General features: G+C 34.5%; 13 protein-coding genes. 2 read left to right on the forward strand and 11 right to left on the reverse strand.

All coding sequences use genetic code 11. From position 1 onward, the window contains the following. Nucleotides 1-586: 586 nt before the first annotated feature. Together DES36_RS04800 and DES36_RS04805 are read right to left on the reverse strand one after the other, a co-directional pair. On the reverse strand, nucleotides 587-1,228 hold the full coding sequence (locus tag DES36_RS04800) for a cobalamin B12-binding domain-containing protein (RefSeq protein WP_242981700.1): 642 nt from the start codon (nucleotides 1,226-1,228) through the stop codon (nucleotides 587-589). 14 nt (nucleotides 1,229-1,242) lie between these two features. Further along, complete coding sequence (locus DES36_RS04805; protein ID WP_113920089.1) at nucleotides 1,243-2,565, reverse strand: PocR ligand-binding domain-containing protein; 1,323 nt, start codon at nucleotides 2,563-2,565, stop codon at nucleotides 1,243-1,245. 273 nt (nucleotides 2,566-2,838) lie between these two features. Between DES36_RS04805 and ilvA the strand changes: the two genes are divergently transcribed. Continuing rightward, nucleotides 2,839-4,038 carry a threonine ammonia-lyase gene (gene ilvA / locus DES36_RS04810; RefSeq protein ID WP_113920090.1) on the forward strand — a complete coding sequence of 400 codons (1,200 nt, stop codon included), beginning with the start codon at nucleotides 2,839-2,841 and terminating at the stop codon, nucleotides 4,036-4,038. Nucleotides 4,039-4,299: 261 nt separating this feature from the next. Here ilvA and DES36_RS04815 read toward each other — a convergent pair whose 3' ends face one another. From DES36_RS04815 to DES36_RS04845, 7 genes are all read right to left on the reverse strand, one after another. Beyond that, nucleotides 4,300-5,103, reverse strand: coding sequence for a histidinol-phosphatase HisJ family protein (locus DES36_RS04815; protein ID WP_170128179.1), 804 nt, complete (start codon nucleotides 5,101-5,103; stop codon nucleotides 4,300-4,302). A gap of 298 nt (nucleotides 5,104-5,401) precedes the next feature. Next, nucleotides 5,402-6,592, reverse strand: a complete 1,191-nt coding sequence (gene hydF, locus DES36_RS04820; RefSeq protein WP_113920092.1) for a [FeFe] hydrogenase H-cluster maturation GTPase HydF — start codon at nucleotides 6,590-6,592, stop codon at nucleotides 5,402-5,404. Nucleotides 6,593-6,607: 15 nt separating this feature from the next. Continuing rightward, a complete protein-coding gene (gene hydG, locus DES36_RS04825; protein WP_113920093.1) occupies nucleotides 6,608-8,026 on the reverse strand; it encodes a [FeFe] hydrogenase H-cluster radical SAM maturase HydG in 1,419 nt (472 codons plus the stop codon). Between the two features lie 17 nt (nucleotides 8,027-8,043). Next, nucleotides 8,044-9,084: a [FeFe] hydrogenase H-cluster radical SAM maturase HydE gene (gene hydE, locus DES36_RS04830; protein ID WP_113920094.1), complete on the reverse strand. Its 1,041-nt coding sequence runs from the start codon at nucleotides 9,082-9,084 to the stop codon at nucleotides 8,044-8,046. Between the two features lie 14 nt (nucleotides 9,085-9,098). Further along, entirely contained in the window at nucleotides 9,099-9,350 is a 252-nt protein-coding gene (locus tag DES36_RS04835; RefSeq protein WP_113920095.1) for a TM1266 family iron-only hydrogenase system putative regulator, read from the reverse strand. Nucleotides 9,351-9,788: 438 nt separating this feature from the next. Then, nucleotides 9,789-10,418 carry an NUDIX hydrolase gene (locus tag DES36_RS04840; RefSeq protein ID WP_113920096.1) on the reverse strand — a complete coding sequence of 210 codons (630 nt, stop codon included), beginning with the start codon at nucleotides 10,416-10,418 and terminating at the stop codon, nucleotides 9,789-9,791. Nucleotides 10,419-10,710: 292 nt separating this feature from the next. After that, nucleotides 10,711-12,114 (reverse strand): hypothetical protein, encoded by a 1,404-nt coding sequence (locus DES36_RS04845; protein ID WP_113920097.1) that lies wholly within the window; start codon nucleotides 12,112-12,114, stop codon nucleotides 10,711-10,713. A gap of 244 nt (nucleotides 12,115-12,358) precedes the next feature. Here DES36_RS04845 and DES36_RS04850 point away from each other — a divergent pair, with 244 nt between their 5' ends. Then, entirely contained in the window at nucleotides 12,359-13,636 is a 1,278-nt protein-coding gene (locus tag DES36_RS04850; RefSeq protein WP_113920098.1) for an HD-GYP domain-containing protein, read from the forward strand. Between the two features lie 536 nt (nucleotides 13,637-14,172). Here the strand turns inward: DES36_RS04850 and DES36_RS04855 are convergent. Both DES36_RS04855 and DES36_RS04860 read right to left on the reverse strand, forming a co-directional pair. Continuing rightward, complete coding sequence (locus DES36_RS04855) at nucleotides 14,173-15,102, reverse strand: FUSC family protein (protein ID WP_113920099.1); 930 nt, start codon at nucleotides 15,100-15,102, stop codon at nucleotides 14,173-14,175. A gap of 18 nt (nucleotides 15,103-15,120) precedes the next feature. After that, complete coding sequence (locus DES36_RS04860; RefSeq protein WP_113920100.1) at nucleotides 15,121-15,393, reverse strand: barstar family protein; 273 nt, start codon at nucleotides 15,391-15,393, stop codon at nucleotides 15,121-15,123. Nucleotides 15,394-15,401: the final 8 nt, after the last annotated feature.

Below are 15,401 nucleotides of genomic sequence, written 5' to 3' on the forward strand. Positions count from 1 at the left end.
TCTGCAGGCCTGCATTTCTTATTGGCTTTCCTACACCACCTCCAAAATTTTGTATTTCACTATAAGTATATAACTTCTTTCTATACTTATATAATACTCTCCTTCAATTCCTAAGTCGATGGAGGATATCAATACATTCTGGTACTCCATCACTTTGAAGTTTTCGCAAATTGTACTATTTCAACAATTTCTGGTAATTTTAAGGTGGTCAGGTGGTCAGCAAATATGCGACTTACGTCGCAGTGAACAATGAATATGGAACAATAAGCAATGAATAATATAAATGCTAAATAAATAGTCGCATATTTGTACTGTTCCATGTTCAGTGTTCAGTGTTCAGTGTTCAGTGTTCATTGAAGGTTTTTACATTTTGTTATAGTACTAGGTAAGTTAGAACTATTATATAGTTTGTGTACTAATAGATCCTTCGCTTCGCTCCAGGATGACCTAAGCAAGGGCTTGGGTCTTTACCTCGCCTTTAAGCGAGTTTGGTTTTCCTTTCCGCATTCCGCTTTCAGCTTTTGAAGTTTTCCCGTCCAACCAAAAAAAGCCAAAACTCCATCTGATGAAATTTTGGCTTTTACATTTACTTTCCTATTAAATTATCTACAAGATCAATAGTCTCAAACAAATCTTTTGCGTAGCCATGAGCACCAATGGCTTTGGCATAGTCGTGGGTAACAGGCCCTCCTCCTACTATGACTTTTACCTTCTCGTCTAAACCTTCTTCTCGAATCTTATTCATGACTTCTCTTTGAGAACCCATAGTTGTCGTAAGAAGAGCAGAAAGAGCTAGGATATCTGGCTCATATTTATAAATAGCGTCAATAAAACCCTCTACAGGAACATCAATCCCTAAATCTATTACAGTATAACCTGCACTTTCTAAAAGCATTGCCACCAAATTTTTACCGATATCATGAAGATCTCCTGCTACGGTACCTATTACAATGACGCCCCTGGAATAACGGTGTTCGCGACACAGGACTGTTCTTAAGATATATAAGCCTGCGTGCATAGCACGTGAAGCTCTTAATACTTCTGGTACAAAATTTTCCCCTGTTCGAAAGCTCTTACCAATTTCGTTCATAGGCTCAACTAAACCCTTTTCAATAATCCTCTCTGGATTAATTCTTTGATGTAAGGCAAACTCTGCTTTTTCTTTTACTAATTGAGCATTACCATTGATTACTCCCATTTGAATCTCTTTGATAATGTCTTCTACCAATCCGTTTCGCCCTCCTAACTTTGCTTTCTATACTGAGTAGGCGTGATTCCTATTTTTCGACGAAAAACTTTTGTAAAATAACTAGGATCACTGTAACCTAGCTTTTCTGCAATATCTTCTACTGAAATCCCAGGGATACGTAGCAGTCTTTTTGCTTCCTCCAATTTGACCTTTGTAACGTATTCCATAATGGTCATTCCTTGATCATCTTTAAAGATTTTGCTTGCATAATTAGGACTTAAAAAGACGGCATCGCAAATTTCCTCTAAAGAGAGATTCTCTTGATAATTTTCTAGTATATAATCTTTAATACCTCGAATAGCTAAACGATTGCTCGCATTAGAATTATTTTTTATAGCCTGTAGAAATAAATCAAAGGTTTTAATAGCTGCTAAATCGATTTCTTCTTTGGTTTCATAACAACCTACATCCTTTAAAAAAGTAGAGCTAATATCCAAGGCTTCGTTTAAGTCCGCCCCTCCATCTACAGAAGCTCTTGAAAGGATTACTCCTAGTTCCAGAACTCGTGCTTTGATCTTGTTTATTTTAGCTGCGCCTTTAAGGAAGATATCGGCTAGAAGTGTTTGATATATGTTCTTGGCTCCCTCAAAGTCTCCTAGTTTTATTTTGCTGACTAAGTCTCGCTCTTTCTCTAAAGAATAATTAAGACTTATACTTTGTATGCTAAGTTTTTCTTCTAAACTCTTTCTATTTTGTATTTCTTCATTTAATAAGGATTGCTGCAATGCCATCTCCTGTTTTTGTTTCTGATTTTCATATCCATATTTCATAATATTATTTGCCGTAACGTAAAGTAAATCTGCAGCACCTTGAACTTTTTCTACGGTGAGAACTTTTAATTCCTTTGCTGCATCTATAAGCTCATAAAAATCAACTGTTAGCTCTTTATTCATCTGTCTTAGTTCAATCCAAAAGAATTCCTCTGGCTCCCACATGAGTACTTGACCACAAATAATCGTTCCTAAATGTTGTCCATTAATAATAATAGGAGCTGCCCATTCTATTAATCCAGCAGGGCACCTAAATATATAGGGTTCTCCAAAAATTGCTGCTTGTTTCCCCGCTCTTTCGTAGGCACCTTTACAGCGCTTAAGACCTTTTTCTCTTTCCTTTTCCCATATGATGCGACAAAATCTACAGCTCTTTTGGGCATCTTCTCTTGAAAAAATGGACCGTCCTTGTATATCTACAATATTTGCTGTTAAATCTGTAGCTTTAGTAAAAGCATTTAAGATTTTTATTAAGAGCTCTTTGTCTACGATATCTAGCAACTGAGCTCTCTTTGATAGCTTTGCTTGTTGGCTTTTATCTGTCATAGTTCGAACTCCTCCTTATGAATGAGTCTTGATATGAAAAGAATATATATATAGTATAACATTACTAATCTATAAAATTTTGTATATTTATATATTATTTTTTTAAAAAAACTCTTAAACTTATTAAATCCAACCATATATGAATACAAAATTATTTTATAGCTTTCATAACACTAGAAAAAATCTCGGTTTCAATTCAATTGTTTCAAACAAGATCTTAGGGTATAATACATGAAGACAATTTAATGTTTTACGACGAAAGAGGAGATAAATATGTTAACATTAGATAAAATATACCACGCTTCCTATATATTAAAGAATATTGTCAGGCCAACAGATCTAATTAGGGCTTCTAATATACGACCAGATAGTAAACTATATCTTAAAACAGAAAATTTGCAAATTACAGGTTCTTTCAAAATTAGGGGAGCATACTATAAGATTTCACAACTCACACAAGAAGAAAAGTCAATGGGCGTGGTGGCTTGTTCTGCAGGTAATCACGCCCAAGGCGTAGCCTTAGCCGCATCTAAAAGTGGCATTAAATCTCTAATCTGTATTCCAGATAGCGCCCCAATATCAAAGGTAGAAGCCACGAAGAACTTTGGAGCGGAGGTTTGTCTTGTAGAAGGAACTTATGATGATGCTTATAGTAGGGCATTAGAAATGCAAAAAGAAACTGGAGCCACTTTTATACATCCTTTTGAAGATGATTTAGTCATTGCAGGTCAAGGAACCATAGGGCTAGAAATACTAGAAGAAATTCCTGATGCAGATGCAGTAATCATCCCTATTGGAGGAGGGGGACTTATTAGTGGCGTTTCTTTCGCCATCAAATCCCTAAACCCCAATATAAAAATATATGGGGTACAAGCTGCTGGAGCCCCATCTATGATTAATTCCAGAGCAGAACACGAAATACAAACCCTTCAATCCGTCAATACCATTGCCGATGGTATTGCTGTAAAAACACCTGGACAGACTACATTTAATCTTTGTGAAAAGTACGTAGACGAAATCGTCACTGTGACAGATGATGAAATTTCAACGGCAATACTTACTCTAATTGAAAAGCAAAAATTAGTAGCAGAAGGGGCTGGAGCTGTCTCTGTCGCTGCTGCACTCTTTAATAAAGTTCCCATAGAAGGTAAAAAAGTAGTTTGTTTAATATCTGGAGGTAATATCGACGTGACCATCCTATCCCGAGTGATTGATCGAGGACTTCAAAAAGCTGGACGACTCGTAACATTAAATATCAAATTAATAGACAAACCAGGGCAATTAAGAGATGTATCTAAAATCATTGCAGATTTAGGTGGAAATGTGGTATCGGTAAATCACGATAGAACCGATGCCAATGTAGATATAAACTCTTGCTTCCTACGAATCTCCCTAGAAACAAGAGATCGAGATCATGTAATGGAAATAAAAAATGAACTCATGAAAGAGGGATATTCCTTTTCGATAAATTAATAAAGCAGAAAGGGAAAAGCGGAAAGCGGAAACTCTCATAAAGACGAGTTTTGGTAGGGAACGGCGTCCTCACCGTTCCGTAAAAGGTCACCATTGGTGATCTCTTTTTATGTAATAGGAAAGTCCTACTTTTAACATTGGCTCCTTCCTAGTCATCCTGAGCGCAAGCGAAGGATCTTGACCTAAAAGGAATACCCTAATGCTAATGACTAAAGACTAATGACTAGCGACTAATGCGCCGAAGGCGCTCTTCTTGTATACTTACAATTCAACAGCTTTTGGTTTTCTTTTTTCAAAAGAGAATACTGATTTAAATCCTATCTGCTTTAGCATTAAATATACAGAGCCTATATTATAGCCTATAGTATCCGTCAAATGAGAATCTGAGCCAACAGTAAGGATTTCTCCCTTTAGGTCTCTGTATTCTTTTAAAATGGCTCTTGACGGAAAAATTTCTGTTGAGCTTGAGCGAAATCCTGATGTATTGACTTCAAGTCCAATATTCCTCGAAACGGCCTTCTTTAATATTTCGTAGATGAGCTCTTGAAAATCTGCGTGTCGATATCTGCCGCTAGAATCGAAAGCATATCTTCTAAGTAAATCAAAATGTCCAATCACATCTAAATCTCCAACTGAGACGGTCTCTAAAAGCTCTTCAAAATAACCTCTGTAACTTGATATTTGATCCCTATGGATGATATAATCTTTCAAATCTACTCCATCTATAGAATGAACAGATCCGATAATAAAATCTAGATCCTGGCCTTTAATTCGAGAGTTGATCTCATCCCTTTTATAATGGGGCTCGCCAATTTCTAATCCCTTCTTGACAATGAGCCTGCCTTGAAATACATCTTTTGCGAATTCGATATCTCTTGAATACTGTTCAAAATCGATATAATCACAGCAGGGGTCTCCCTCTCTCAGTGCAAAATGCTCAGTAAAGCAAATTTCGGTAATGCCCTTATCTACGGCACTTTGGCACATCTCCCCCACAGTATTCTTTGCATCCCAAGAATGTGTTGTATGTGTATGATAATCTAATAATGCGTTAATGAATATCACCTCAAATATTAATATAACATTATCGTACTCTTCTTGAGGTTTAAAAACAATATTGTAACGTTTTCAGTTTTTAGCTGAATGCGGAATGCGGAAAAAGGATTCTCTCGCATATAGGCGAGGCTTTCTCTAGCTTTTTTCGTTAATTTGATACTGCTACAATTAAAGCAAGGGCGAACAAAGTTCGCCCCTACAGACTAAGGATAATAAGAACAAAATGCAAAATAATATATTACATATTATCTAGTTAATAGGTTTTTACATACTCGCCAAAGGCGAAAGGGTTTTGCTGACCACCTTATTACAAATCAATTTTATCCAGTATCCCAGATAAATAAGCTAAGACCACACCGTAATTGCTCATAGGGACCTGTTGGTTTTTAGCTTTGTCTACACGACTAGTGACGTATTTCCGGTTAAACATACACCCTCCACAATGAATGATTAGATCATAAGAGGATAGATCTTCGTGAAAATCTGTACCACTAACGATGTCAACTTTTAAGTTCTCCCCTACTTTCTTTCGAAGCATTTTGGGGATTTTTTCCCGCCCTATATCTTCTGTTAGAGGAGAATGAGTACAAGCTTCTGCAATAAGGACTTTTGAGTTTTCAGTTAAACGGTCAATAGCGCTTGCACACTTTATAAAGTAATCTAAATCTCCTTTATAATTGGCAAAGAGCACAGAAAAAGAAGTCAATTTGCTAGACTCTGGCTTTTTCTCGTATACAATAGGAAAGACTTGCGAATCGGTAATAATTAAATTTGGTGGAGAAGCCAAGCTACTTAAGGCTTGGTCTAGATTGTCTACAGTAGCATTTAAGACAAGGCATTTTTTGTCTAAAAGATCTCTTATAGTCTGCACTTGAGGTAAAATAAGTCGTCCCTTTGGGGCTTGAATATCCTGAGGCATGACTAATAGTATCACATCTCCTTCTTTTGCCAGTCTTCCAGTGATGCTCTGGACTTCATAATTTTCTGGCAACTGACGCAAGATTTCTTCTTTTAATTCTTTTATGCCTCTTTTTTCTTTGGCACTGACCACAATAGGCGAATGTTTACACTCTGATTTTACCAGGGAAGACAATTCATCTAGATCATCTAAAACATCAGATTTATTGATAATAGGAATAACAGATATTTTTTTCTTTCTTAATTCTTGAATCCATCTTATTTCTTCATCCATGTTTACATTGTTAAAGAGCATAAGGGCAATATCCATTTTTTCCATAGCTTGTTTGGTTTTTTCCACCCGCATAGAACCTAATTGACCAATATCATCAAATCCTGCCGTATCGATAAATACACAGGGACCTATTGGGTGGATTTCCATGGATTTATACACAGGATCTGTAGTAGTGCCTGCAATATTTGACACCAGTGCAACTTCTTGATTTGTCAAAGCGTTTAATAAAGTAGACTTTCCACTATTTCTTTTTCCCATTATTCCTATGTGCAATTGATTGGCTCTAGGCGTATCCATAAGTCCCATTCTTTTATCCTCCTACTAAAATCTAAAATCTCGTTTTCCATCTTCAATTTCTTTTAAATAATTCCATGCAATATCTCGTACTGTTTCCTTCTCTATATGTTTAAACTCTTTAGCTATAATAGCCTCGCCTTTTTCCTTCGTATCCTTAGAAGCATAATCTTCTAAGTACTCTTTTAATGTAATAAGAGAATTCGGTTGGCAGCAATTTGCTATTTGACCTGATTTTACTAAGCTCATAAATCTGTCCCCAGTACGACCCTCTCTATAACATGCTGTACAGAAAGAAGGTACATAACCTAAAGTAACAAGCCAATTTACGATTTCATCCAAAGATCTTGTATCGCTTAAATCAAATTGAGCAGAATTTTCATCTTCAGGCTCTTTTTCTACATACCCTCCAACACTTGTGCTAGATCCTCCACTGATTTGAGTGATACCCAGTTCTAAAACTCTTTCACGTGATTTTTGAGACTCTCTAGTAGAGATAATCATGCCCGTATATGGAACGGCAATTCGAATTACCGCTACGATTTTTGAAAAGATATCATCTGAAATAGCATTTGTAAAATCTTCTTTTTTAATATCATCTGCTGGGCAAATTCGTGGAACACTAATCGTATGAGGTCCTACTCCCATAGCAGATTCTAAATGCTCTGCGTGCATTAATAAGCCAATAAAATCATAGCGGTAAGTTTCAAGTCCAAACAATACTCCTAATCCTACATCATCAATGCCGCCCTCCATAGCTCGGTCCATTGCCTCTGTATGATATGCGTAATCATGTTTTGGTCCTACTGGATGTAATTCTTCGTAAGATTTTTTATTATAAGTCTCCTGAAATAAGATATAAGTTCCAATACCTGCGTCTTTTAATTTTCGGTAGTTTTCTACAGTAGTAGCTGCAATATTTACATTAACTCGGCGGATATCCCCATTTTTATGTTTAATGCTATATATGGTCTTTATGCTTTCTAGTATATACTCTATTGGATTGTTAACTGGGTCTTCTCCTGCTTCTAGTGCTAATCTTTTATGACCCATATCTTGCAAAGCCACAACTTCTTTTGCAATATCTTCTTGCGAGAGTTTCTTTCGAGCGATGCTCTTATTCTCTTGATGATAAGGGCAGTATACACAGCCGTTAACACAGTAATTTGAAAGGTATAGAGGAGCAAACATAACGATTCGATTTCCGTATATTTTTTGCTTAATTTCTTTTGCTAGCAACATTATCTCTTGATTTTCTTCTTCTAAATCACACTCTAAAAGTACAGCTGCTTCTCGATGACTAAGGCCCTTACATTCCTTTGCCTTGTCTATTATGCTTCCAATGAGCTCTTTATTGCTTTTGTTTTCTCGAGCATAAGCGATGGTGCTTTGAATTTCTCCGTCATCAATAAACTCTGTAGCCTTTTTTGATTTTACATTATACATAATGGGTAATACCTCCTCTAAATTTCAACAAAATCTCCTCTGTCTACTACAATTTCATAACCAATACGATTCATTCGACTGTCTAGACAAACCTTGCATTCTGCTGCTTCGTCTCCTGTGCATATTTTATTATCATATAGTTCGTAATTTTTTCTTACGGTCACTGGAGATAAATTTGGCATAACTACATTTGCTCCAGATAATATTCCTAGTTCTCGACCATTAGGGTCTATAGTGCCTAATGCTGTGGTAGCTGGTATTAAGGCATTAGGATTCATCAATCTAAGCAGTCCAATAACAAAAAGGGTAAGTTCTAAAGTACCAGCCATCTCTTTGGCAAACGGCGTTTGGTGATGAGGAATAAAAGGTCCGACGCCAATCATTGCTGGTGAAAACTCTTTGATAAAGAGTAAATCCTCTACGATATCTTCTGTTCTTTGATAAGGCGAACCTACCATAAATCCCGTTCCTACTTGATAACCAATATTCTTTAAGTCTTCTAAACATTTTTTCCTCTTTGAAATGGTTAAGTTTGTAGGATGTAATTTGTTGTAATGGTCTGGATTAGAAGTTTCGTGTCTAAGCAAATACCTGTCCGCACCACTTTCAAAATACTTTTTATAAGACTCATAGGATTTTTCGCCTATTGATAAGGTTACTGCACACTCAGGGAATTTCTCCTTTATAGATAAGATAATCGAACAAATTTCCTCATCGGAGTAATGTAAATCCTCTCCGCCTTGAAGGACAAAAGTGCGAAATCCAAGATTATATCCAGTATCACAACAACTTAGAATTTCTTCTTTACTCAATCGGTAACGAACAGCTTGCCTATTGCTTGCTCTGATGCCGCAATAATAACAATCGTTTTTGCAGTAATTTGTAAATTCAATTAAGCCACGCCGAAAAACGGTATTCCCATAGTATTTTTGGGATACAGCTCTGGCTTTTGCAAATAAGTATTGGCTCATCTCTGAATCGTAATGATTTAATAGATGAGATAGCTCCTCTTTAGATAGTATCTGATTCTTTTCAAGTTGATCAATTAACTCAAACATATTTCCTCCTAAGGTTAATGTGACAATTTTGAATAAACAGTCTTAACGCTAACATGGGGTATCATACCTAATTTCCCTGAAAGGGCACTAATGACATCACTTGGTGCATCAATAACAATGCTAATAACGGAAACCTGACGCTTATGATAAGGGATTCCCATCCTTCCAACCACATATTCTCCATATTCGTGAAGAACTGTGTTTAATCTTTCAACAGAATCTTTTTCTTCTACAATAATACCAATAAGTGCAATACGAGATTCCATAGTATTCCTTCCTTTCAATTATTTATTAAAGTAATAATAAATAGCGTATCTGGTTTGAGTTCTAAGTAAAACATTTTTGGTTATTAATGATGACTAAAATAATAGCTAAATCTAAGTAGGACTTTCCCATTACACGAGAAGAAACCCTGTACGCATGCGTACAGGGTTGAGAACACGAAAAAAGCAGGGGATACCCCCAGATATACAATTCATCTCTCGCCTTCTCATTTGGGACGAACCCTCATGTAGTCAGTACGCAGTTTTTATACAGTTTTTATAAGGTTTGTAACTAGAATGAGAATAAACTCTATCTAAATCACTCACCAATATTGTAATTTGAGTATAGCATATATAAATGATAATAACAATTAATTTGTTTATATATTCACATATCTTTCCTAAAACTTATACATCAAAATAGAACTTAATTATGTACTATTATTTTAAGCTATTGCTTTTAATTAATTCTCTTATAAAATTTCTCGTTATTTTAGCAGTTAGTCCCCATATAATATACTTTTCGTATTCATAAAAGTAAACAGGATAGGTCATAATTCTGTTTTGGTACACTGGACCATTTTTTATTTTATGAAATGGAAAAGAATTATCCTCTGCTACTTTATAAGACATATCATAAACTTCTGGCTTATGATCCATAAAGTACTGCAATGGTACAGTAAAAATTTCTTCTACTTCGTCTTTGCTAAAATCAATATTTTCTACGCAGACTTTATCAAGTATCCCTACAAAAGGATAAATCATATCGTTTGTGTGATTCAATAAGTGATCAAGCTGTCCGATAATCTCAATTTGTTCTTCACAAATCCCCATTTCTTCATAAGTTTCACGTATACACGCTTCTTTAGGCGTTTCATCTCTTTCGATTTTTCCTCCAGGAAAGGAAATTTCTCCTGGTTGCCTTCGAATGCGATTAGATCGAACTTGAAAGAGCAGGTGGAGTTCACCCTTTACTTGAATAATAGGAACGAGAACGGAAAAATAATTTTCTATATCAAAAGGCTTACTCTTCTTATTTTCAAAAACCTTTACGATTTCTTGAATATTCATATGGTCTCCTTTATATGGATTCTTTCTACATAATATTTAATGTTTTACTTCTTTATAATACATCAAATAGCGTAGAGTAACAATAGATGAACTATGGTTAAACAGTAGTTAAACTATTCTTTTATTGTCTACGTTTTGCAGTAAGTAGCAAAAAAGCTCTCTTTTAAGAGCTTTTTTGTTTGATACGAAAGTCCTACTTTTGATTCTCAATCCTACCCTAGCCATCCTACAGCTCTAGTAAAGGATTTTAACCTTAAAAGAATACCCTAATGCTAGCTACTCGTGATTTTTTCTATATTAAGAACATTCCCACAATCGTTGTCACAATTAAACCTATTAGTACTGGCTTCATATTTCGTCTGGCAAGTTCAAATGCATCGATACCACATATAGCTGCTACTGGGATAACTGCCCAAGGAACGATAGTTCCCCCACCAACCCATATAGCTGCTATTTGACCAAGCGCGGTTAAAGTTGCAATACCAGAGCCTAATGCCATTGAGAATAATTTTGCAATAGATCCTGCAAGAGATATTCCTGAAAATCCAGAACCATCTAAACCAGTTATAGCACCAACAGTTGTTAAAGTTATAGCTGCAACTCCTTGATTAATTGGAACCGCTTTTGCTAAGGCAATTCCTATATCATTTACAATCCCTTGAGAATTTGCTGGTAGTACTTCCCCAAAGATTTGACCAAATGCAGCATCTCCTAGATAAAAGAAAGCTGCTATAGGGATTACTGCACCAAATATTTTAAAGCCAAATTGAAATCCTTCTATTAGATGTGAAGTGATTTTTTCAAGACCTTTTTCTCTATAAGTCAAAACAGAAATCATTACTAAAACAAAACAAGCAGTACCACCAATTAATGCTGTAGCATCTCCACCTTGTAATTTTTTTATGTACATGATTACAATATCTGCAGCAAAAAATAGTGGGATTACGATTGCAAAGAATATTCTAGTACCTTTTGAAAATTTATACTTATTTTTCTCTATGCAATCTTTATCTTCAATATCTTCTACTGCTCGTTCTTCCTCAAACAAAGTACCATTTTTCATATCCTTTCTTAAGAAGTAAAAAGCAGTAATTGTAGTGACCACACCCATGACAATATTTAGAGGAATACTTGCAGAAACAACATCACTGACAGGAATACCTGCTGCATCTGCGGTAATTTTTGGCGCTCCTTGAATAATTAAGTCACTGGCTAAGGCAATACCATGGCCAAATAAATTCATTGCCATTGCCACACCAATTCTTGGCAATCCTACTTTTAATGCAATTGGTAACAGTACTGCCCCCATTAAAGCAACTGCAGGTGAAGGCCAGAAAAACCAAGATAAAATCATCATTAATATCCCAATGATCCAATAAGCAAGAGAAGGGGTTCGAATTATTTTTGTAAAAGGATAAATCATCGTCTCATTGATACCTGATATTAAGAGTATATTACTCATACCAGTAATTACGGATATAATTAAGATGGTACCCATAAGCTCTTCTGTGGCAAAAACAAAAGAATTAAATACACCCATAACAGCAACAGAAAAATCTGAAGTTCCAACGACACCAAGAACAAATATCCCTAGAATGCAGATAAGACTCGTATCTTTCTTGCAAATCATAAAGACAATAATCAGTAGAATGAAAATAAGATAGATCCAGTGTATTGTTAATAAATCAATACCCATACGTCACCTCCTAAATGATAATGCATCTATTACACATTATGGTGATTTAGGTAATTTCGTTACATTTTATATAATCGTAATTGGATCTATAATTTATCGAAACATCTTTCTCTTAGCTTTTTAATTCAAAATCTTTAAATAATATCTTCAGATATCAAAGTAAAATAAGCACAATTTAATAGTATTATTTTCCACAATGAAAGAGATATGGTAATATAAATATATCAATATTTAGGAGGAGTATATGCAAAGACATGTTTCAGTAAACCTAGGAAATCTTCTATTATCACTTTCTGATATTACGGATATTGCAAACCCTAAAATATCCCATCATCAATTTCGCACTGCATTTATAGCTGTAGAAATTGCTAATTATTCAGGAGCCAGCCAAAAGACAATTGAGAACATTTTTGCAGCTGCTTTACTACACGATGTAGGGGCAATATCCGTTGAAGAAAAAACAGAATTACATAATTTCAAAGAAATGCCCACACATAATGAAGCATTACAAGTTCATGCTTACCGAGGCGAATTATTGTTAAATCAAACCCCTTGGTTTAAAAACATCTCTAAAGCTGTTCGTTATCACCATACTAATTATAAAGATATGGAAAACTCTATAGATCATATTGATGTATTTTCAGCTCAAGTAGTTAATCTTGCAGATTATGTAGAGAGACTCGTAGATCGTTCCCAACACATCCTTCTTCAATACAAGGACATTAGAAATCATATAAAAAAAATAGAGCAATATATTATTCATCCTAGTATTATAAAATCCTTCCTTGAGACAAGTGAACGTGAGGAATTTTGGTTGGATTTGGTATCGAATAAATTATTTACGTTTTTACAACAAAATGGTCCTTACCGAAATCAATTTATCGATATGGAAGATATTATGCACATCTCAGAAATGTATAAAAGCGCTATCGACTTTAAATCACCTTTTACGGCTACCCATACTACTGGAGTAGCACAATGTGCTAAGGTACTATCAGAGAAGTTTGGCTTGACTGATCTTGAAATTGACCAAATAACTATTGCAGGTTATTTACATGATATTGGTAAATTAATCATACCTAATTCCATCATAGAAAAAGAAGGCAAACTGACCTCTAATGAATACGCTATTATGAAAAGTCATACCTATTTTACGTATCATACGATACGCATGATAGGTGGATTAGAGCAAATTGCACAAACAGCAGCTTATCATCATGAAAAACTAGACGGGAGCGGATACCCCTTTTGCTGCAAGCAACATGAGATTGGACTTGGTGCTAGAATCATGACCATTGCAGATATCTTCACAGCTATTACTGAGGATCGCCCCTATAGATTAGGTATGAATAAACATCAAGTAATAAAGATTCTGCTAGAAGAAGTAAAAAACAAGAAAATTGATGGAAATGTGGTTGATTTACTTATAAACGACTATGAGGAAATTGAAGAAATTGTTAAATCAAAACAGAAAGAATCAAGAAACTTCTACGTCAATGAATTTATAAGTTTACGTGAATAATCAAAATAAAAGCAGGGATATTACTCCCTGCTATAAAGTAGTGTATGAGATATTACCAACTAGCGCCTAATGGCATTCTATTATAGTTTACCTCAAAAAAGCTCCCCTAATAGATTTTTATATACTACCTAACACCCCGTATAAACTTCGGCCAAAGTTTAAAGCCCATAGTTGTCGGAATGCCTAAAATATTTACAATCTCTGGTTCGTGGTACTTTAAGTATTTCATCTTAAATCAACCCCTATACCTTTCGATTTTCAATATTCGCTTCCTATAAAAATCATTATTTTAAAGTTCTCTGCACTACTTTATAAACTTATTATGTCTAAATTCAAATGATATATGTATCATAATTATATTATCTTAATTAGAAAAGTATGGTAATTATTTAGGATTTAGTGTTGTTTAAATTAAAAATAAGGAATTATTATATTAAATATCATTTATGATAAGATTTGTTATGATATTTATTATTAATTATAAGGATTGTTGTAATATAAAAGAAGAAAGGATCTATGAAACATTCTTTCTTCTTTTAATTATCTAACAACTCTATATTTTCTAAGATGATTCCTAAATGGTAATTGTAGATCATATCTAAGGAATTTAGGTTTTCGTTACAGTAGTATCTATGAACGACAAAGCCAAGGGACTCTAATTTCTTAAAATTTAATTCATTTACTTTTCTCTCACATACAATAGGAGCTATTACCTTGAAATGAGAATAAGTCTCCTGTATTATTTCCAGAGTAACAATAATATCCTGTACTCTTTGCTGATTGGCCTGTTGAACCTTGATTTCATTCAAATACTCTTTTAATTCACCTTTTAATTGATTAAGGCCATCACTTATAGTCCCTATACAACGATTTATTAATTTACAACAGTCTTTCGGACATGAATTCTCTTTTACATAAGTACAGATATACCCTTCAATGAGCATATTAAATTCTTTATTAAGAGAACTTAATTGTCTCTGAATGCTGTTTTCAAAATTATAAGGTGCAATTAAGAAGTTTATTGCCAATCCAATAAGAATACCTATAGAGGTATCCAAAATACGATTTATACTGTACTGTATAGCTTGTAATCCGCCTATATTAAACATGATAGAAATAAATACAACTCCAGCAATAGATATGGACTTATTCCAATGAAATATATTGCAGATTGTAATGATGATAATCATTCCTAAAGCACTTAAGAGTGCATCTCTAGGGCTAATTAATGTAAAGCCTAAACCTACTATAGCCCCTAGAGCAGTTCCCATTAACCGATCTCTACCTACTTTAAAAGAGCTGATAATAGATGTCTCCATGGACAGTATGGCTCCAATAACTGCAAAGAAAGGATTTTCCCAATGAGCTATTTGATATACTATTATACAGATAAAAACAGCAAGAGAAGTTTTATAGGTTCTCATACCTATTTTATAATCCAATAATCTGTACTCCTTTAATTTCATTATAAACTCTTTTTATACTCAATCTTCCATTTCAATAGATATATTATCATTATTTTCTTTTGCATCTAGAAATACTTTTAATATTTTGTTGCCATACTCATCAGGATTGCTTTTAAGAGTTTGTGTATTCTTAAAAACAATGTGAATTGGCTCATCATAAGTGCTCAGCATATCCCATAGAGCATCTAAATTTTTACCATAATAGTCTGGAAAAGCAAGAGTCTTTGATATATACTCATGAGCTTCTTCTTTCGTATTCATTTTTTTCCCATCTAATAGGATTGTCTTCATATTATCTC

This window comes from Alkalibaculum bacchi, from assembly GCF_003317055.1.
GTDB lineage: Bacteria > Bacillota > Clostridia > Eubacteriales > Alkalibacteraceae > Alkalibaculum > Alkalibaculum bacchi.